Below are 18,901 nucleotides of genomic sequence, written 5' to 3'. Positions count from 1 at the left end.
AACCGCATGAGTGTACGGAAGACCGGCCCCCGTCGTAGGCTCGACCACGCGCCTGACGGACAGGAGGCTGTGATGGCCCAGACGACGGTGACCGGGACGACGGTGGACGAGGTGATGGCCGAACTGGCCGGCCTCGACGACCCGAAAATCCGCGCGGTCAACGACAGACACGGTGACGATCACGGCGTCAACCTCGGCAAGCTGCGCGCGCTCGCCAAACGGCTGAAGACCCAGCCCGAGCTCGCGCGCCGGCTCTGGGCGACGGGTGACACCGCCGCGAGGCTGCTGGCCCTTCTGATCTGCCGCCCGAAGGCGTACGAACGGGACGAGCTCGACGAGATGGTCCGCGAGTCGCGTACGCCCAAGGTGCACGACTGGCTCGTGAACTACGTGGTCAAGAAGAGCCCGCACGCCGAAGAACTACGCCTGGCCTGGTTCGCCGATCCCGACCCCGTGGTCGCGAGCGCCGGCTGGGCCCTGACCACCGAACGCGTGACGAAGAAACCCGGCACCCTCGACCTCTCCGGGCTGCTCGACGTCATCGAGACGCGGATGAAGGACGCCCCCGACCGCCTGCAGTGGGCGATGAACCACTGCCTCGCCCAGATCGGCATCGAGCACGCCGAACTGCGGGCCCGCGCCATCGACATCGGGGAACGCCTGGAGGTGCTCAAGGACTACCCGACGTCGCCGGGCTGCACGTCGCCGTACGCACCCGTCTGGATCACCGAGATCACCCGCCGCCGGCAGGACAAGCAGCCCGGCTGACTCCCGGCCGCCGGGGACCGCACGCCGCTGCTCCGGGAGTAGCGTTGCCCGTCATGACCGACTTCGTCTCCCTCCCCTTCTACGACCTGTTCCACGAGAACGGGCACGTCCCGGGCATTCGCGAAAAGCTTCCCCCGCTCCTCACCGGAGTGCGACGGAGCATCCTGGAGATCGGCGCAGGAACCGGTCTGATCACCACGTCGATCGCCGAATGGACACCTGCCGAGATCTTCGCGCTGGAGCCCTCGGCCGGAATGCGCGGGGTGTTGCTGTCCCGGCTGAACGCCCGCCCGGAACTGCTCAAGCGGGTGACCGTGCTCCCCTATGACGCGCTCAGCCTGGACCTGGCCGAGCCGGTGGAGGCCATGGTGATGATCAACGTGCTGTACGCCCTGGATCCCGACTACCGCAAGCGGCTCTGGCCGGTGCTGGCCACCCAGCTGGAACCCGGCGGGCGGCTGGTCTTCACCTGGCGCGACGGCGGCCCGCCCGCGCCGAGCCCGCTCAAGGAGCTGGAGTCGTGCCAGGTGGGCCGGCACACCTACACGATCCTGTCGGAGACCATCGAGTCGGACGAGGAGACGTACAAGGCCCGCTACCTCTACCGGGTCTCGGAAGGCGACAAGGTCATCAGCGAGGAGGAGATCGTCGGCCACGCCTACCGCCCCGTGCGGGACGTCATCGAAGGCGAACTGGTCAGCGCGGGCTTCGCCCGGACGGACGCGCCTGACGGGTTTCTCGCCTGGGGGCTTTGATCCGGAGCCCTGCGCTGTGCCCTCTCACCGGCGACTGGCCGCGCTGCTGCACCTGGCCACCGAGCTCAGGCGTGACCGGCCCGATCGGTACGAGCCGTTGCTCGACCACCTGGCGGCGCACGGATTCGACCGAGACCTGCTGAACCAGGCCATGGAGGCTCACGGCCTGTCACCGGAGAAGCAGAGCCTGATCAACGACCGTCTCCGGCCTTGAGCGGACCTCGTACATGTGGATCTGGACACGGTAGAAGCCCTTCCTGTCGTCGAAGTGTCCGCCGAGCCCAGCAAGGGCGGCGTGAACCCGGCGCGCGACATGGATTCGTTCCGGCTGTCGGAGCGCGACGCGACCCGTAAGCCGGCCGGCCGGACACTCCGGCCTGGCGTTCTCGAAGCGCGAGAAGGAAGGCGTGGGCGAGGCTCTGAGCGGGGTTTCGACGAAGGGTTTGCCAGGAGGTTGCCGGTGGTCGGCAACGAGCAGACCTTGCTGCTTGGCCCCGCTGCCCATTGGCTCATCGGTCCCCGTCTCGAATACTCGAAGGAGCCACCGCCCCAATGCCGTAAATGATGCCAGGAGGGTTCATGCGCGCAGCCGAGATCGTGGAGACGCTGCCCACCGCGCGTCTCGACGACGAGGCACTGGCGGCCGTTCGCATGCTGTGCGAACAGCGGTTGCCGGGACTGATCGTCGCGGACGAACAGGGGCGCGTGGTGGGCTGCCTGTCGTCGGTCGATCTGCTCAAGCTTGCCTTGCCCCGCTACACGCTGGGCGAGCCGCTCCTGGCCCGCGTGATCGACGAGGCGCACGCGGACAGGATCGCCGAGCTCCTGTCTCGCAAACCCGTCCGTGACCTGCTGGAAGAGGCAGGACACGGGATCCCGGTGGCGCGCCCGGAGGCGACGCTGGTCGAGCTGGTCGAGATGATGACACGCCACGGCTGCCCGCTGATACTGGTGGAACAGGTTGATGAGGGCGGCTCGCTCGGAGTGATCACCGCCAACCGGCTGCTGGAGAAGCTGGCGGCCGCCATCAGCGAGGCCTCCCCATGACCGTGACGACAGTCACCCAGCAAAGAAGAGGTGCCCAGCTGGCCGCTCCTGACGAACTCGCCGCGCTGGCCACGAAGATCGCAGCCGAGGCTGACGGGACATCCGGCGAGTTGCTGGACGGCTATCTGCAGACCCTGGCCGAGGTGAGCGTGAGCCGGCGTCCGCCCAGCGACGACGAGCTGAGGCAGTGGCGCGACATCGGGGCGCGGGCGGCCGATCTCGGCGTCCCGATGCGGAGCCTGATCAATCTCTACCTGCGGGCCACCTGGCAGGCCTGGCCGCATCTGCCCGGCGTGCGCGGTCCGGACGCGACAGACCGCCTCTGCCCGATCGGTGAGTCGATCATGCGTACGGCCGACACCGCGGTGATGACCCTGGCCGAAGGGTACGAGGAGGTCCAGCGGTGGATCGTGCGCCGCGAGGAGTCCCTGCGCCGCGAGTTCATCGACGATCTGTTCGACGGACGCGACATCGGCGGGCTGGCAGAGCGTGCCGAACGCTACGGCCTGCACCTCGGCTGGGCCCACGTGGTGGCGGCGGCGCGCGGTGCCGAACCCTTCGTGGACGGCGGCCTGATCGCACGCCAGGTCGAGACAGCGCTGCGGCCGCACTTCGGCATCCGGGACGCGCTCGTGGGCACCAAGGACGGGCTCCTGGTCTGCCTCGCGCCCCAGCAGCACCGAGCCGTCCTGGACGAGTTCGTGCGCCAACTCTCCCTCGCCCTCGGTGCGGACACGTCGTGGCGGGTGGGCATCGGCCGCCCACAGTCCGGCGCGGGCGGAGTCGTACGTTCCTTCGAGCAGGCCCGCGGCGCGCTGGAGATCGGCTCGCGCCTCGGCCTCCCCGAGCAGGTGCTGCGCGCGCGTGAACTGCTTGTCTACCAGGTGCTGCGCCGGGACACCGCGGCGCTGTCCGAGCTGGTCACCGAGGTCCTGGAGCCGCTCCGCACCACGCGGATGGGAGCTGAGCCGCTGCTCGACACCCTCTCGGCCTATTTCGATTCGGGCAGTGTCGCGACGGTCGCCGCGCAGCGGCTCCATGTGAGTGTCCGCACGGTCACCTACCGCCTGCGGCGCATCCGTGACCTCACCGGCTACGCGGCCGACGACCCGCGGCAGGCGTTCGCCCTACACGTCGCGGTGCTCGGCGCGCAGCTCATCGGCTGGCCGAACCAAGAGAGCTCATGACGCGACCACGTCTCGCACCACCGGACACGGGCGTCACGCGCTCCGGGGGGACCGGCACCATCCGTTTGATCCGTTGGGCCGCTCCGCTGCTCGCGGCTTTCTGGCTGCTGCTCTCCGGTCATATCGATCCACTCTTCGTGACGTTCGGCGTGATCTCGGTCGTCCTCGCCTGCGTGCTTGCCCACCGGGCCGGACTGAGCCTGGAGAAGGGCCCCACGCTCGGCCTGGTGCTGCGACTGCCCCGCTATCTTCTCTGGCTCGTCAAGGAAGTCCTGGTCTCCGCGGTCACCGTGACGCGCCAGGTGTGGTCGCCGCGGCCGAACCTGGACCCGGTCGTCGCCTGCACGCCCTCGCGCGGCCTCTCCCCTCTCACCCAGGTGGTGTATGCCAATTCCATCACCCTCACCCCCGGCACGCTCTCGCTGGACCTCGACGACGAGCACATTGAGGTGCACGCCCTCGACAGCGCCGGGGTGGAGGACCTGGGTGACGGGCGCGTGCTGCGGCAGGTGCACAGGCTGGAGGCACGGCGATGATCGTCGCGGTGATGGCCGCGATCCTGGTCACCATGCTCCTCGCCCTGGCGAGGGCGTTCCTCGGGCCGGGACGCTACAACCGCATCCTGGCGATCAACATGTTCGGCACCAAGACCGTCCTGTTCGTCGCCGTCTCCGGTTACCTCTTCGGCCGGCCGGAGTTCCTCGACATCGGCATCCTCTACGCCCTGGTCAACTTCGTGGCCGTCATCGCAGTCCTGCGCCTCACCCACGAGACGGAGAGCGACGCCGCATGATTCTCCTGGAGATCCTGAGCGCCGTGCTGCTCGCCGCCGGCACGCTGTTCATCGTGTCGGGTGCGGTAGGCCTGCTGCGCTTCCCCGACTTCTACACCCGCATCCACGCCACCGGCATCACCGACTCGGCCGGGGCCGGACTGATCCTCCTCGGACTGCTGCTGCGGACGACAACGTGGGAGGCGGGAGTCCGGCTGCTCATCATCCTGCTGTTCCTCGTGGTGACAGGTCCGACGGCGACACACCTCCTGGCGCACGCCGCGCGCCGCGACGGCGTACCTGTCTGGCGTAAGGGCCACCCCCGCCGATGACGACGTTCACCGTGATCAACTTCACGCTTCTCACGATCCTCACCGTGACCGCGCTGGTCATCGCACGGCTACGTGCTCTGTACGAGGCCGCCATGCTGACCGCCCTGTCCAGTCTCGTCACCGCGAGCCTGTTCGTGCTCATGGACGCGGTGGACGTGGCCTTCACCGAGGCTGCGGTCGGCGTCGGCATCAGCACCGTTCTGCTGCTCGGCGTGCTCGCGCTCACCCGTTCGCGCGAGGCGGTCACTCCACGGCACCGGCACCTTCCGGCCATCGCCGTCACCGCGCTGACCGGCGGCCTGCTCGTCTACGCCGCCCAGGATCTTCCCGCCTTCGGCTCCGCGGACAGCCCTGTCCAGCGACACCCCGTCACGGAGGTCTACCTGCACCAGTCGCAGAAGGAGATCGGCGTGCCCAACACCGTCACCGCGGTGCTGGCGAGCTACCGGGCGCTGGACACGTTGGGCGAACTGGTCGTGGTGTTCGCCGCGGGCACCGCCGTACTCCTGCTGCTCGGACCGCTCACCCACGGTAAGCGGCGGCAGAACCTGGACCTGATGGAGTACAAGGTCCTGCGGGTGGTCAGCAGCCTGCTGATGCCGTTCGTCCTGGTGTTCGCCCTCTACGTGCTCTTCCACGGCGACTTCGGGCCCGGAGGCGGATTCCAGGCCGGCGTGATCTTCGCCACCGGCTTCGTGCTGCACGGCCTGGTCTTCGGCCTGGACAAGTCTCAGCGGGTGTTGCCACCGGCGGCGCTGGGGTCTCTGGTCCCGCTCGGCCTGGGACTCTTCGTGGGTCTGGGCGTGGTGACCATGCTGCTGGGCGGCTCGTTCCTCGACTACGGCACGCTGCTGCCCACCGGCGGTCCCGCGGCGCAGCACCTGGGCATCCTGACCGTCGAAGTGGCCATCGGCATCACCGTCGCGGCGGTCATGACGTCGATCTTCTTCGCCTTCGCCGGCCGGAGACCCACGCGATGAGCGGTACGCACTACGTCTACTGGCTGCTGTTCGCCCTCATGATGATCGGCCTCTACGTCGTCATCAGCCACGGCAACCTGCTGAAGAAGATGATCGGGCTCACGCTCTTCCAGGTTTCGGTCTTTCTGTTCTTCATCAGCCTCGGCAAGGTCGAAGACGGCAGCGCGCCGATCATCTCCCCGGAGGTCGAGACCTACTCCCACCCGCTTCCCCAGGTGCTGATCCTGACCGCCATCGTGGTCGGCGTCGCCACCCTCGCGGTCGGCCTGGCACTGGCTGTGCGCATCTTCGAGGCCTACGGCACCGTGGAGGAACAGGACATGCAAGAGCGTGACGAGGACCGGCACGGAGCCGCCTCATGATCGCGAACCTGCCGGTGTTGCAGGTGCTCATTCCCCTTGGATGCGCGCCGCTGTGCGTGCTGCTGCGCCGCCGGAGCCTGGCGTGGCTGGTGTTCCTGATGGCCGCGCTCGGCTCGCTGGCCTGCGCCGCCGTACTCGCCCGGCAGGTGGCGGCCCACGGCCCGCTGCACTACGCCGTGGGCGGGTGGGCGCCACCGTACGGCATCGAGTTCGTGGTCGCCGGCTACAACACCCCCGTACTGCTGGTCGTGTCGGGCGCGGCCGTGGCCGCGGCCGTCTACAGCCTGGGAAGCGTGCGCACCGAGATCGACGACCGTCGGGCACCGCTGCTCTACACCTTTCTCTGCCTCACCTTGGGTGGCCTGCTGGGGCTGACAGTCACCGGCGACGTGTTCAACGCCTTCGTCTTCCTGGAGATCAGTTCCCTGTCGACCTACGCCATGGTCGCGCTGGGCCCGCGGCGTCGCGCCCTGCCGGCCGCCTTCCGCTACCTGGTGATCGGCACGGTGGGCGCGACGTTCGTGCTGATCGGCATCGGCCTGGCCTACGCCGTCACGGGCACCCTGAACATGGCCGACCTGGCGGCGCGCCTGGCCGCGGCCGACAGCGACCGGGCGCTCTACGCCGCCGCCGTCTTCGTCTTCGTCGGCCTGGCGGTCAAGGCGGCGGTCTTCCCGCTGCACGCCTGGCTGCCGGGAGCCTACGGCGAGGCGCCATCGACGGTCAGCACCTTCCTGGCCGCCACGAGCACCAAGGTGGCTCTGTACGTGTTGTGCAGGCTCACCTTCACCGTGTTCGGCGCCGGACTGGTCTTCGGCACGATGCCGGTCGGCAGGATCGGCCTGCTGGCGGGCGGACTGGCGGCAGTGGCCGCCTCGGCCGTCGCCTGTTTCCAGACCGACCTGAAATACCTGCTGGCCTGGTCGAGCATCGCGCAGATCGGCTACATCCTGGCCGGGATCAGCCTGGGCACCGCCGCCGGGGTCTCCGCCGCCTACCTCCATCTGATCAACCACGCGGTGATCAAGGCCTCCCTCTTCGCCGCCGCCGGCCTCGTGCTGGTGCGGCTGGGCTCAGTGCAGTTGTCCGCGCTGGCCGGCCTCGGCCGGCGCATGCCCTGGACCTTCGCGGCGATCGTGATCGCGGGCCTCGGCCTCGTCGGCGTGCCGCCCACGGCTGGTTTCGCCGGCAAGTGGGCGCTGGCCTCGGCGCTCATCGAGGCAGGCCAGTGGCCGGTACTCGTGGCCATGCTGGTCAGCTCCCTGCTGGCGCTCGGTTACATCGGGCGCATTGTGGAGACCGCCTGGTTCCGCGAGCCCGCATCGGTCGCTGAGCCGTCAGGAGCGCCCGCGTCGATGACCGCAGTGGTGTGGGTCCTGGTCGCGGTCTCCGTCGTCTTCGGTCTCGATGCGGCGTTGCCGGCCTCGCTCGCCGAGTCCGCCGCCGAGGCGCTGTTGAACGGTGGTGGATGATGCCTCTCCTCCTGGCGGTCGCCGTGACGCTGCCGCTTCTGGCCTGCGGGGCCGTCCTCCTGCTGCGGCGCAGGCCTGCCGCACGTGAAGCCGCTTCGGTGGCCGCCGGCGTCGCATTGGCCGCCACGATGCTCAGCCTGTGGCCCGCCGCCGGGCAGGACGTACGGCTGACGCTCTGGTCGTGGCTGCCCGGGTTGTCGCTGGAGTTCGCGCTGGAGCCGCTCGGGCTGCTGTTCGCCACCGTGGCGGCGGTGCTCTGGCCGGTGACGACCGTGTTCGCCGCCGGATACCTGCGTGCGAGCGAGACGCCGCACCAGACACGCTTCTTTGCCTTCTTCGCCCTGGCCATCGTGGCTGCGATGTGGATCGCCCTGTCGGCGAACCTGGTCACGCTGTTCATCGGCTACGAGATCATGACGGTGGCGACCTGGCCGCTGGTCGCGCACGGTGGCGACACGGCGGCCCGCCGCGGCGCGCGCATCTACGCGGCGATCCTGCTGACCAGCTCGATCGGCCTCATGCTGCCCGCCGTCGTGTGGACCTGGGTGTTGGCCGGCGACACCACCTTCCGCCCCGGCGGCCTGCTCGGCGGAACCGCGGGAACCGGCGTGCTGACCGTGCTGTTCGCCCTCTACCTTTTCGGCATCGGCAAGGCCGCGCTGATGCCGGTGCACCGCTGGCTGCCCGCCGCGATGGTGGCGCCAGCCCCCGTGTCGGCGCTGCTGCATGCTGTCGCGGTGGTCAAGGCCGGGGTGTTCGCGGTGCTGAAGGTCACCGTCTACGTCTTCGGGATCGACACGCTCACCGAGACCGGAGCCGCGGCCCCGATGAGCTGGGTGGCGGCGTTCACCGTGGTCGCGGCGGCCGTGATCGCCATCAGGTCCGACAACCTCAAGCGCCGCCTGGCCTACTCCACCGTGGGCCAGCTCGCCTACATCGTCCTGGGCGCGACCCTCGCCCGCGACATCGCCGTGGCAGGCGGGGTGTTCCACCTGGTGACGCACGCCGCCGGGAAGATCACGCTGTTCCTGTGCGCGGGCGCGATCGCGGTGACCGCGCGCAGGACTCGCGTCAGCGAGCTGGACGGCCTGGGCCGCGCCATGCCGTGGACGTTCGCCGCGTTCCTCACCGCCGCCCTCTCGATCATCGGGCTGCCTCCCCTGGGCGGCACCTGGAGCAAGTGGCTGCTGCTGATGGGCGCGGTCGAGGCGGGGCAGTTCGCCATGATGGCGGTGCTGCTGGCCGGCTCCCTGCTCGCGCTGGCCTACCTGATGCCGATCCCGGCGCGTGCCTTCCTTCTGCCGCCGGCGGATCCGCCGGCGCACGGCGAGGCCCGGTTCTCTCTGTCGGGGCCGCCCGTACTGACCGCGCTCGGCTGCGTGGCGCTGTTCTTCGGCGCGGAGGCCGTACTCGCGCCGCTGGCCGGGATCCTGGAGGTGCCGTGAAAGACGATGACGACCGCCGCCGGCTGGACGAGCCGCGCAACGTGACCCGCATCGTGTACGGCCTGGCCGTCCTGTGCGCGCTGATCTTCGCCGCCGACCTCTTCTACACCAAGCATCCGCACTTCGCCGTCGAGGAATGGTTCGGCTTCCACGCCGTGTACGGGTTCGTCGGCGCCTTCGCCCTGGTCATCGTCGCCAAGGGGCTGCGCAGGGTGCTGCGGCGTGATGAGGACTACTACGAGCGGGGTGACGATGACGGCTAATCCCGCCCTGCTGCTGATCCTCGGCGCAGCCGGCGTGCCGCTGCTGCGCGGCCTGCCCCGGCACGCCCTGATGGCGGCGGTGCCGGTCGCCGGGCTGGTCCTGCTGTGGGCGCTACCCGAGGGCACCGCACCCGGCCTGCAGTTCCTGGGGCTGGAGCTGATGCCGGTGCGGGTGGACGCCCTGTCGCGGGTGTTCGCCACGGGTTTCCTGATCGCGGCGCTGCTGACCATGGTCTACGCCATGCATCTGCGAGACACGCTGCAGCAAGCCATGACCCTGGTGTACGCGGCGGCTGCCGTCGGCGGCACACTCGCGGGCGACCTGGTGACGTTGTTCGTCTTCTGGGAGCTGGCCGGGTTGTCGTCGGCGTTCCTGATCTGGGCGGGACGCAACGAGCGCAGCCATCGGGCCGCCACCCGCTATCTTGCCGTGCAACTGCTGTCCGGCCTGCTCATGCTGGCCGGGATCGTGCTGCGGGTCCAGTCAGGCGCCGGGCTGGAGTTCGGCCACCTCGGGCTGGACGCGCCCGGCGGTGCGCTGATCCTCGCCGCGATCGGCATCAAGTGCGCCTTCCCTCTCCTGCACTCCTGGCTCACCGACACCTATCCCGAGGCGACCATCGTCGGCGCCGTCGCGCTGTCGGCCTTCACCACCAAGTTCGCGGTATACACGCTGGCGCGCGGCTTCGCCGGCACAGAGATGCTGGTGTGGGTCGGCCTCGTCATGGCCGTTTTCCCGATCTTCTATGCGGTCATCGAGAACGACCTGCGCCGGGTCCTGGCGTACAGCATGATCAACCAGCTCGGGTTCATGGTCGTCGGCGTCGGCATCGGGGGCGCGCTGGGTATCAACGGCGCGAGCGCGCACGCCGTGGCCGACATGGTCTTCAAGGGCCTGCTGTTCATGAGCGTGGGCGCGGTCATGTTGCGCACGGGCACCGCCAACGGCTCCGACCTGGGCGGACTCTACAAGTCCATGCCGCAGACCGCCGCGCTGTGCATGGTCGGCGCCGCATCGATCTCCGCCTTCCCGCTGTTCTCCGGCTTCGCCACCAAGTCGTTGATCATGGAGGCGGTCGGGCAGGAACACCTCACCGTCGCCTGGTTGCTGCTGCTGTTCGCCTCCGCCGGCGTCTTCCACCATGCCGGGATCAAGATCCCGTACTTCGCCTTCTTCGCGCACGACCGGGGGTATCGGGTCGCGGAGGCGCCCCTCAACATGCGCGCGGCGATGGTCATGGCCGCAGTGGTGTGCGTGGCGATCGGGGTCGCGCCCTCCCTGCTGTACGACATGCTGCCGTACGCCGTGGACTACGCGCCGTACACCACCGCCCATGTGATCAATCAGTTGCAGTTGCTGCTCCTGGCCGCACTCGCCTTCACGGTGCTGGTGCGCACCGGGCTCTACCCGCCCGAACTGCGCTCGGTCAACATCGACGCCGACTACGTCTACCGCCGGGCGCTGCCCCAGGGCTGGCGGGCGTTGTCGCGGGCCGCGGACGCGGGCCGCGCACGGATCGGGCCCGTGCTGCGCCGCCGTGGCGGGGAGCTCTGGGAGATCGCCACGGGCCCGCTCCGGCCCGGCAGCCGGGTCTCCCGGCCATGGTCCACCCACCTGATGGTGTGGTGGACGGCGCTTGTGCTCGGCGCCATGCTGCTGCTGGCCTTTCTGTGATCTTGTCCAGGGATCCGCAGGTTCGCCGGCCGGATCATGACCCCTCACGTCAGGCTGATCCGGCGACGCGGCGACCGTACTGGTGGCATTCGCCGGTGAAGACGGTGGCGAGTTCGTTCTTGATGATCGAATCCGACATGTCGGCTGCCGGCACTCCGTTCACGCCTCCGGGGTCGCGGTAGACCTGCATCGCCAGTCCTTCGGTGATGGCGGCGAGGCGGGTCGCGGCGAGCCACGGGTCCAGTTCCGGCGCGACTTCTCCGCATTCCTTGCCGTTGTGGATGGCTTGGGCGATGTCGTCGCGCAACTTCCTGGCGGTCCGGACGTCGACGTCGGCCAGCGCGGGGGCGTCCAGCGAGCGCCCGGCGAACGCCCTGGTGACCCGGAACTCGGTACGGCGCGTCTCGTCCATGGGGACGAGTTGGGCCATGGCCTCGGCCAGGAGCCCGGAGATCGGTTTGCGGTGCCGGATCCCCGTACGGATCAACTCGTCGACCCGGTCGCGGATGCGTGCGCTGACGTACGTGAAAGCGTGCAGAAGCATCTCGTCCTTGGTGCGGAAGTAGTGCTGCACGAGCCCCACCGACATTCCGGCGGACCGGGCGGTACGGGCCACGGTGACGGCGTCGAGCCCGGCGTCGGAGATCAGCTCGCAGACGGCCATCGCGATCTGCCGGCGGCGTTCTTCATGGTCGGCGGTTCTTGCCACTTGATAACCATACCAGCATACGGTATAAACCGTACCGACATACGGTTATCCACCGGATTCGAGGACTCCTTGCCCCTCCGCCGCCGGCGCGCCGCCGCGAGCATGGCGATCGTGTCGCTCTGCCTGCTGCTGGCCGTCCCCATCACACCGGCCGCCGCCCAGCCCCGCGACCGGTACGCCGCCATCGACGCCTACGTCCAGGAACGGATGCGGGCCACACAGGTCCCCGGCCTCTCCTACGCGGTGGTCGGCCCCGGCGGTCCGCTCCACCAACGTTCCTGGGGCCTCGACGGGCGAGGCAGGCGCGTCACCGCCGACACCCCGTTCCTGTGGGGTTCGGTCTCCAAGCCCATCGCGGCGACCGGCATCATGACCCTCGTCGAATCCGGACGAATCCACCTGAACGACAAGGTGACCGACCACCTGCCCGGCTTCCGCTTCGGCGGCGCCGCGCACGCCTCCCAGGTCACCGTCCGCCACCTGCTCGACCACACCTCAGGACTCCCCGAGTCGGCCACCTTCCAGGTGACCGACTGCCTGGCCGCGGACTGCCCGCCCCCGGCCGGACGCATCGGCGACCTGGACGAGGTGACCCCGCTCGGCCCGCCCGGCAGCACGTACGCCTACACCAGCGCCAACTACCTGGTGCTGGCCGCCGTGGTGGAGTCGGTCACCGGACGCCCCTTCCCCGAATACCTCCGCGACGCCGTACTCGACCCGGCAGGAATGCACGGCGCCATCGCCGACGCCGCCTCGGCCCGCGAACGGAACCTCCCGCCGGGACATCAGTTCCTGTGGGGCGCACCCTCCGCGATCGCCGACGGCGTCGACACCCACGGCGCGGCCTACGGTTACCTGGGCGGCGACCTGGGCGACCTGTCCGCCTTCGCGTCGCTCCAACTCCGTTCGGGACGACTCGCACGTGGGGGCAATGTCCTGACCTCTGATTCCGTACGGCTCATGCGCGAGGAAGGCCGGCTCCAGCCCACCGGCACCGCCACCGGCTACGGGCTGGGCTGGCGGGTGGGCGGCCTGGACGCGCCACTCGACGGCGCCATCTGGCACACCGGCGCCACCTTCGGCTACTCGGCGACGCTCCTCCTGCTTCCCCAGCACGACCTCGCCCTCGTACTGCAGCAGAACCTGCACGGCCTGCTGCACGACGAAGCGGTCATGCAGGCCGGCTTCGGGGCCGCGCGTCTCCTCGCGCGTGCGCAGCCGCCCACGGACGCCTCGCCCCTCGGCTACCACCTGACCACGTGGGGCGTCACGACACTCGCCCTCGGCTTGATCCTGGCAGCCGGGCGTTCGGCCGTCCTGCTCCGCCGCCCTTCCCGGCCCGCCTCCCCGCTCCGGCGTACCACCATGGTCACGATGTGGAGCCTGGCGGGGGCGCTGCCGTGGACCGTGCTGGTCCCGCTCGCCGGGGAGACGGACCCGCGCCGGCTGACGATGTGGCTGCCCGACGTTTCCCTCGCCCTGTACGCCGCGGCCGCCGCCGGCGCGGTGACCGTAGCCCTGCGCCTGGCCCTTGCCGTCCGCACACCATCAAGCAACCACCCCAGGCCGGGCGCGAACCGACATTGAGCCGAGCCGCATGCCCTTCTGGCGATCGCCGATGGCGGAGCGGCTGCGTGACCCGTCCTCCCGCTACTCCGGGTGGCACCCTCGTCCTCGACAGCGAGGGGCTGGCCAAGGCCGTCCTGCGCGACCGTACGGCCACCGCATGGCTTGCCCTCACCCGTGCCGACGACCTCCGTCGTCACGAGCCATGCCGTCTCCTGACAGCTCAGGCGTTGGTAGCGTCGCCGACATGTCTGCCGCATCGTGCGCGGCCGCTTGTGCCGCAGTGACGAGGACGCTCCGCCAAGCGGCGGGGTGTTCGTCTCACTCGTGTTGAACGATCCGCCGCTCCCGGGTCATATCGGAGCGGCACGTTCGTGCTGCTCGGAACTTCTTCTGGGCAACGGAGCACTCGATGCTTTCAGGCATTCTCTTCTCGCGCCGGGACGGATCGTCCCCGGTGCGCGCGTGGCTGGTGCTGTGCTGCATGGCCATGCTGCAGTTCTTCATCGCGGTTGACGTGACCGTCGTCAACGTTGCCCTGCCCTCGATCGGCGCCGGCTTCCACGTCGACAGTCACGCGCTGACCTGGGTGGTGGTCGGCTACACGATCACCGGTGGCGGGCTGCTGATGTTCGGGTGGCGGCTGGGCGACGTACTCGGCAGGCGACGTGTCCTCCTGCTCGGCACAGCCCTCTTCGGCGCCGCGTCCCTGCTGGCCGGGCTCGCGCCCTCCTTCGCTCTCCTGGTGGCTGCCCGGCTGCTGCAGGGAGCCGGTGAGGCGGTCGCGCTTCCGGCGGCGATGGCCGTGATCGTGCTCATGTTTCCCGAGGGACCGCGCCGGTCGCGGGCGCTCAGCGTGTGCCCCACCTCGACCGCTCCCTACGGTCGTCTAACCTTCCGGGGATGGCGAACATGTTTGAAGATCTCGCATTGCCCGCTGCCCTGGCCGAGGTGGCCGAGGTCGGCTTGGAGTGGGAATGGGACGAGGAAACCGACGAGGCACGCGGCTGTGACTTCGAGCTATACGACCAGTTCGAGGAGCCCGGCCGGACGGCGTGGTGGTTCCGCCTGTGGACCGGCAACCAAGAGACCGACGGCAGCGAGTTCCGCTTCTTCGGCACGACCGGGGCGGGTGACTACACCGGCTTCTGGCTGGTACGGCCCGATGTGGCGATCAGTGACCAGCCCGTCGTCTACATCGGCTCGGGGGGCGAGCACGGTCTGATCGCCCGCGATCTCGGCGACCTCCTCTGGCTGTTCGCCGCCGGCCTGGGCCCCGCCGAGGCCTTCGCGGACACCGACTCCACGGCACAGCCGAACGAGGCGTTCCGTATTATCGCCGAGCGACACGCACCCGGCGGCCGCCGTTCCCCAACCCAGATCGTGACTACCGCACGAGCAGAGTTCCCGCATTTCGCGGATCACATCGAGGCGATGTGCCGCTGAGCGGGATTCGCCTGATCGATTTGAAGACACCCACCAATGCCTGTCCATGCCACAGCTCAGGCGGTAGCCCTGGCTCGTCGATCGCCCCCAGCCATGCACGGTGGCCAGCCACACCCTGGCGATCGTAAGGGCTGTATCTGTGCGGCGGCGTGGCAACCCCGGCCGGCGCGTTCGGGTCGGTACGGCGGGGCAGACGTGCGATGACCGGCCCGGTGTCCCGCCGCCGTCCGGGACCGGCCCCCAGGCCGCACGCCCGGACGGCGGGCGGGCGGAGGGCCGGGGTGCGGCGGCGCGCCGCTCGGCCGCCTCGAACACCCGTACGCGCTGGGCCGACGTGGTCAAGGACATGGGGTTGCCCGGACTGCGCTTCCATGATCTCCGTCACACGGGGAACATGTCGGGGGCAGGGCTCAAGGACCTGATGGCCGCGGATGGGGCACGACAACGTCAGGGCGGCCCTGATCTACCAGCACGCGGTCAGAGGTGCCGACAAGGTGATCACGGACGCCATCGATCAGCAGCTCAAGGATCGCGACGAAGGCGACGACGACGGCGCGGCGGGCGTGCTGGCCCCCGTGGGCTAATTGCACGAGAGCTCGACAACAGGTCCGGAAACGGTCGAAGCCAGGTCGGGAAACCTCCCTGACCTGGCTTTTCGACTGAGAGCGGGTGACGGGAACCGAACCCGTGCTGTCAGCCTGGGAACTGCATCGATCACGGCCCACTGGGGCGCTGAACTGGGCAGCGAGCCGGTCCTGAGTGACCGTGGTTGACCCCTCTTCACCCCTCTCAATGGCCCGCAAATGGCCCGACGATCAGCCCGCGATCCAGCGTCTTGCGCGAGGCCCGCACCTGTCCGCCTGACGCTCCTGATGGGCCACAGGGGAAGCGTACGGCGATCAGGCGATGGCTGTGATTTGTCGCGGCACCCACGCCACGCTCCCTGATCATCCCGTCCGCCGTCGACCCGCCCCGAAGGGGAAGCGGGCCAGGGCCACGGGGACAAGGTGGAGCGCCTAACTGGACGAACGACCTTGACCCCGTGGCCCTGGTCTGCTCGGCCTGTCCCGGGTCGGGCGGGATGATCAGACTTCCACCTCAGCCACCCAGGAACCTCAGACCCGAACGGCGATTATCCCGGAGCCGGAGCGCCCCCGCCGGAGGCATGGTTTTACTAGCTGCTGCAGGATGGCCATCATGGAGGATCTGCGTCCACATGACGAGAACGGTCCGATCGTCGCTGCAGTGGAGCAGTGGCGGCGTGACCGTGCCGGGGTATTGGAGGCGGAGGGGATCTCGTTGGGTGTGGAGGGTCCGTTTGAGGCTCCCGGTATCGATCCTGTTTACATCCTTCGCTTAGAGCGGCCACCGGTGGAGATCCATGTTTGCGTGTTCCGGGGCGGCGTCCTGGACGTGACGCGCGTCAACTGGGATGACGAGGCGCTTGAGCAAAAAGGCGTAACGGTGTTATCGGCGGCTGAGTTGGGGGCCGCGTTGGATCGGATCGCTCGTACGTAGCGGCGGCGCGCCGGTGGTCGGCGGGTTGGGTGGGTACGGTGCGGCGGTCGTGCGGCGATGCCCCGCGCGGCGCCTGCGCCGTGACCGGCCCCCAGCCGCAGCGCGGCGCGGGGACGTCGGCGCGGGGCGTACGGCGGCGCGGCGCGCCGCCGCTCGATCCCTATAAGAACAATTCGGCAGTGTGATCGGCGTGGCCGAGTGTCTTGAGGTTCATGTGACCGTGCCGGATCGTGATCTCGCTGAGCGGATCGCCGCTGTGGTGGTGGCTGAGCGCCCGGTCGCCGCGGCCCAGCTCGTTGCGCCGATCACGTCCGTGTACTGGTGGCGGGGCGAAATCAACCGGGCCGATGAGTGGCTGTTGTTCATGAAGACGACGGGCGAGCGGTTCGACGAGTTGGCCGCTGCGATCCGGCGAATGCACCCGTACGAGGTGCCGCAGATCGTTGCCGTGCCGTTGGTCGCCGGGACAGCGGATTATCTGGAGTGGATCAGGCGGGAGACGACCCCAGAGCCCGGCGCGTAGAGATCAGGTCGCCCAACAGTTCGCAAGCGGCAGGGTCACGCTGGCTGGCGAGCGCCTTCTCCACGTTGCCCAGGTAGTGCAGGCCCCATGTTGACTCGGTGCGCCAGGCTGCGTCCAGGGCACGGCGGGCGTAGGTGATGCCGGTCGGGATGTCGCCGATCTGGAGCTGTGCTTGGGCGATGTCGGCGTAGATGACAGCGAGGCGCTTGTGATCGCCGTCGCCGTCAATGGAGCTGAGGGCCTGTTGCCCGGCTGCGGTCACGTGCCGTTCGTCGCCCAGCCGTACATGGACCGAGAGCTGGAAGGCGGCCATGCGGCCGGCGTCGAGGAAACGGGTCCAGGCGCGTTCGCGGTGGGGGCGGGCACGGTCGAATGCCTCTTCCGCCTGTCGTAGCCGTTCGGCTGCTTGCCGGTCTCCGAGGCTGGCGAGGTGTTCGGCTTCCAGGCAGAGCAGCCATGCCCGGGTGGCGTCGTCGCCCTGGGCTGGTAGGAACTGCTGCGCCCGCTGTACCGCCTCCAGAGCGGCGCGTCCGTCCAGGGCGTAGGAGTGGTAGGCGTGGGTGCACCCCCGACGCCATCGAGCCGCGGTTCCGCATGCTGATCCTGCTCGCCACCTTCGCCAGCCTGCGATGGGGCGAACTGGCCGCACTCCAGCGCAAGAACCTGGATCTGGACGCGGGCACGATCCACGTCGTCGGCACCACGACCGAACTCAAGGACGGCTCGGTAACGATCGGTCCGCCCAAGTCCGAGGCAGGCAAGCGGCTCGTCAGCATCCCCGCGACCCTGCTGCCGGACCTTCGTGAGCACATGGAGACGTACGCCGAGAAGGGCGAGCACGGACACGTCTTCGTCGGCCCCAAGGGCGCCAAGCTCCGCCGGGCGAACTTCGCCCGGGTGTGGGCGGCGGCGCTCAAGAAGGCCGAACTCGGCGGCTTCCACTTCCATGACCTTCGCCACGGGCACGGAAGATCGAGAAGAGCCCTAGAAACGATCAAAGCCAGGGCGGGAATCCATCCCTGACCTGGCTTTCGTGCTGAGAGCGGGTGACGGGAATCGAACCCGCGCTGTCAGCTTGGGAACTGCATCGATCACGGCCCGTTGGGGCGCTAGGCTGGGCAGCGAGCCGGTCCTGAGTGACCGTGGTTGACCCCTTGTCACCCCTCTTAATGGCCCGCTAATGGCCCGACGATCCTCCCGCGATCCAGTGCCTTGCGCGACGCCCGTGCCTGTTCGCCTGACGCTCCCGTCCCCCGCTGCGGGATCGCTAGTGGCCCCTCATCTGCAACTCCGGGCATCGCCCACCTGAATGTCAGATCCGTTGGCGACAGCGCCAGCGCAGGTAGACCGAGATCGACAGCACGGCTGCTTGCGTTTGCTGCGCTTGTTGCGGATACTTCGCTTAGAACGGGGAAGGATACACACATGCCAGGAACGCAACTCGCAAGCTCGATCAAACCGGGCAGCCTTGATCAGGGGCAGTCAGAGCGGGCGCTACGACGCATCAAGGATTACCTGATGCGACATCCTGAGGAAGAGACCATCGAGGTTGCGGCAGAGGTGGTTGGCGACGACGCCTTGATCCTTCCGCGCGAAGCCGTGTCGATGCTGGCCTTCATCCTTGCTCAGGTCGCCGAGGGGCGAGGCGTGCAGGTGATGCCGTCACACGCGGAGCTGACCACACAGCAGGCAGCAGCCATGCTCAATGTCTCGCGCCCGTATCTCATCAGCCTATTGGAGACAGGGGCCATCCCGTACCGGCGGGTCGGCAGGCATCGACGAATCCGGCACGACGACCTCATGGAGTACAAGCGTCAGGATTCAGTTAAGCGCAGAGGGGCAGCCGATGAACTTAGTGAACTAGGCCAGGAGCTGGGGCTGTAGTCATGCCTTTTGTCGTGATCTACGATGCCAATGCCCTATTCGGCAACACGCAAAGGGACCTGCTGATCCGGCTAGCCCCGTTTTCCGCACATGAGTGATCTTCAGCGGAGGTCTCGTGGATCGATGTCGAGGAGATCCAGGAGATGGAGTTGGAGGTCGGTGGGTTGCGGGATGGTCGGGGGTGACTGGCCGGTGCC

At 68.9% G+C, this 18,901-nt stretch carries 24 protein-coding genes and 1 pseudogene; 23 read left to right on the top strand and 2 right to left on the bottom strand.

The annotated features are described in order from the left end of the window. Positions 1–72: 72 nt before the first annotated feature. From E1267_RS24090 to E1267_RS24020, 15 genes are read left to right on the top strand one after another with little or no spacing between them, the layout of a single operon-like run. Entirely contained in the window at positions 73–768 is a 696-nt protein-coding gene (locus tag E1267_RS24090) for a DNA alkylation repair protein (protein WP_132335187.1), read from the top strand. 53 nt (positions 769–821) lie between these two features. Continuing rightward, a complete protein-coding gene (locus E1267_RS24085) occupies positions 822–1,523 on the top strand; it encodes a class I SAM-dependent methyltransferase (RefSeq protein ID WP_132335185.1) in 702 nt (233 codons plus the stop codon). Positions 1,524–1,539: 16 nt separating this feature from the next. Further along, a complete protein-coding gene (locus tag E1267_RS24080; RefSeq protein WP_132335183.1) occupies positions 1,540–1,737 on the top strand; it encodes a hypothetical protein in 198 nt (65 codons plus the stop codon). 15 nt (positions 1,738–1,752) lie between these two features. Next, positions 1,753–2,088, top strand: a complete 336-nt coding sequence (locus E1267_RS24075) for a hypothetical protein (RefSeq protein WP_132335181.1) — start codon at positions 1,753–1,755, stop codon at positions 2,086–2,088. Between the two features lie 14 nt (positions 2,089–2,102). Beyond that, positions 2,103–2,570, top strand: a complete 468-nt coding sequence (locus tag E1267_RS24070; protein ID WP_165959760.1) for a CBS domain-containing protein — start codon at positions 2,103–2,105, stop codon at positions 2,568–2,570. Continuing rightward, a complete protein-coding gene (locus tag E1267_RS24065) occupies positions 2,567–3,757 on the top strand; it encodes a PucR family transcriptional regulator (RefSeq protein ID WP_132335177.1) in 1,191 nt (396 codons plus the stop codon). Before E1267_RS24070 ends, E1267_RS24065 begins: the two co-directional genes overlap by 4 nt. Then, complete coding sequence (locus E1267_RS24060) at positions 3,754–4,293, top strand: Na+/H+ antiporter subunit E (protein WP_132335175.1); 540 nt, start codon at positions 3,754–3,756, stop codon at positions 4,291–4,293. The genes E1267_RS24065 and E1267_RS24060 overlap by 4 nt, the downstream gene beginning before the upstream one ends. After that, entirely contained in the window at positions 4,290–4,550 is a 261-nt protein-coding gene (locus E1267_RS24055; protein WP_132335173.1) for an MrpF/PhaF family protein, read from the top strand. The genes E1267_RS24060 and E1267_RS24055 overlap by 4 nt, the downstream gene beginning before the upstream one ends. After that, positions 4,547–4,861, top strand: coding sequence for a monovalent cation/H(+) antiporter subunit G (mnhG, locus tag E1267_RS24050; protein ID WP_132335171.1), 315 nt, complete (start codon positions 4,547–4,549; stop codon positions 4,859–4,861). Before E1267_RS24055 ends, mnhG begins: the two co-directional genes overlap by 4 nt. Then, positions 4,858–5,841, top strand: a complete 984-nt coding sequence (locus E1267_RS24045) for a DUF4040 domain-containing protein (RefSeq protein WP_132335169.1) — start codon at positions 4,858–4,860, stop codon at positions 5,839–5,841. The genes mnhG and E1267_RS24045 overlap by 4 nt, the downstream gene beginning before the upstream one ends. Then, on the top strand, positions 5,838–6,203 hold the full coding sequence (locus E1267_RS24040; RefSeq protein ID WP_132335167.1) for a cation:proton antiporter subunit C: 366 nt from the start codon (positions 5,838–5,840) through the stop codon (positions 6,201–6,203). Before E1267_RS24045 ends, E1267_RS24040 begins: the two co-directional genes overlap by 4 nt. Then, positions 6,200–7,675 carry a proton-conducting transporter transmembrane domain-containing protein gene (locus E1267_RS24035; protein ID WP_132335165.1) on the top strand — a complete coding sequence of 492 codons (1,476 nt, stop codon included), beginning with the start codon at positions 6,200–6,202 and terminating at the stop codon, positions 7,673–7,675. Before E1267_RS24040 ends, E1267_RS24035 begins: the two co-directional genes overlap by 4 nt. Further along, positions 7,672–9,120, top strand: coding sequence for a proton-conducting transporter transmembrane domain-containing protein (locus E1267_RS24030; protein WP_132335163.1), 1,449 nt, complete (start codon positions 7,672–7,674; stop codon positions 9,118–9,120). Before E1267_RS24035 ends, E1267_RS24030 begins: the two co-directional genes overlap by 4 nt. Continuing rightward, on the top strand, positions 9,117–9,383 hold the full coding sequence (locus E1267_RS24025; protein WP_132335161.1) for a hypothetical protein: 267 nt from the start codon (positions 9,117–9,119) through the stop codon (positions 9,381–9,383). Before E1267_RS24030 ends, E1267_RS24025 begins: the two co-directional genes overlap by 4 nt. After that, a complete protein-coding gene (locus E1267_RS24020; protein ID WP_246064205.1) occupies positions 9,346–11,058 on the top strand; it encodes a Na(+)/H(+) antiporter subunit D in 1,713 nt (570 codons plus the stop codon). Before E1267_RS24025 ends, E1267_RS24020 begins: the two co-directional genes overlap by 38 nt. Before the next feature lie 49 nt (positions 11,059–11,107). On the opposite strand, the gene E1267_RS24015 is transcribed toward E1267_RS24020, so the two are convergent. Then, complete coding sequence (locus E1267_RS24015) at positions 11,108–11,767, bottom strand: TetR/AcrR family transcriptional regulator (RefSeq protein ID WP_132335159.1); 660 nt, start codon at positions 11,765–11,767, stop codon at positions 11,108–11,110. Positions 11,768–11,836: 69 nt separating this feature from the next. On the opposite strand from E1267_RS24015, the gene E1267_RS24010 reads away from it, so the two are divergent. The 6 genes and pseudogenes from E1267_RS24010 (at position 11,837) to cutA (ending at position 16,820) form a co-directional block, all read left to right on the top strand. Then, positions 11,837–13,354 carry a serine hydrolase domain-containing protein gene (locus tag E1267_RS24010; protein WP_132335157.1) on the top strand — a complete coding sequence of 506 codons (1,518 nt, stop codon included), beginning with the start codon at positions 11,837–11,839 and terminating at the stop codon, positions 13,352–13,354. Between the two features lie 391 nt (positions 13,355–13,745). Beyond that, a pseudogene (locus E1267_RS24000) lies at positions 13,746–14,180 on the top strand (MFS transporter); the annotation flags it as partial. 56 nt (positions 14,181–14,236) lie between these two features. Continuing rightward, positions 14,237–14,779, top strand: coding sequence for an SMI1/KNR4 family protein (locus E1267_RS23995; protein ID WP_246064204.1), 543 nt, complete (start codon positions 14,237–14,239; stop codon positions 14,777–14,779). Between the two features lie 431 nt (positions 14,780–15,210). Continuing rightward, positions 15,211–15,363 (top strand): hypothetical protein, encoded by a 153-nt coding sequence (locus E1267_RS23990; RefSeq protein WP_181957831.1) that lies wholly within the window; start codon positions 15,211–15,213, stop codon positions 15,361–15,363. A gap of 613 nt (positions 15,364–15,976) precedes the next feature. Then, positions 15,977–16,297, top strand: a complete 321-nt coding sequence (locus E1267_RS23985) for a hypothetical protein (RefSeq protein ID WP_132335153.1) — start codon at positions 15,977–15,979, stop codon at positions 16,295–16,297. A gap of 181 nt (positions 16,298–16,478) precedes the next feature. Continuing rightward, positions 16,479–16,820 carry a divalent-cation tolerance protein CutA gene (cutA, locus tag E1267_RS23980; protein ID WP_246064203.1) on the top strand — a complete coding sequence of 114 codons (342 nt, stop codon included), beginning with the start codon at positions 16,479–16,481 and terminating at the stop codon, positions 16,818–16,820. Here cutA and E1267_RS48205 read toward each other — a convergent pair. Then, on the bottom strand, positions 16,786–17,358 hold the full coding sequence (locus tag E1267_RS48205) for an NsdA family TPR-like regulatory protein (RefSeq protein WP_484213944.1): 573 nt from the start codon (positions 17,356–17,358) through the stop codon (positions 16,786–16,788). The genes cutA and E1267_RS48205 overlap by 35 nt on opposite strands. On the opposite strand from E1267_RS48205, the gene E1267_RS23970 reads away from it, so the two are divergent. Both E1267_RS23970 and E1267_RS23965 read left to right on the top strand, forming a co-directional pair. Then, positions 17,277–17,843 carry a site-specific integrase gene (locus E1267_RS23970; protein WP_132335151.1) on the top strand — a complete coding sequence of 189 codons (567 nt, stop codon included), beginning with the start codon at positions 17,277–17,279 and terminating at the stop codon, positions 17,841–17,843. The genes E1267_RS48205 and E1267_RS23970 overlap by 82 nt on opposite strands. A 402-nt stretch (positions 17,844–18,245) precedes the next feature. Further along, complete coding sequence (locus E1267_RS23965) at positions 18,246–18,704, top strand: helix-turn-helix domain-containing protein (RefSeq protein ID WP_132335149.1); 459 nt, start codon at positions 18,246–18,248, stop codon at positions 18,702–18,704. Positions 18,705–18,901: the final 197 nt, after the last annotated feature.

This window comes from Nonomuraea longispora (assembly GCF_004348345.1).
Classification (GTDB): domain Bacteria; phylum Actinomycetota; class Actinomycetes; order Streptosporangiales; family Streptosporangiaceae; genus Nonomuraea; species Nonomuraea longispora.
The sequence above is the reverse complement of the archived record's forward strand: the minus strand, read 5'-3'. Positions and strand labels throughout refer to the sequence as shown.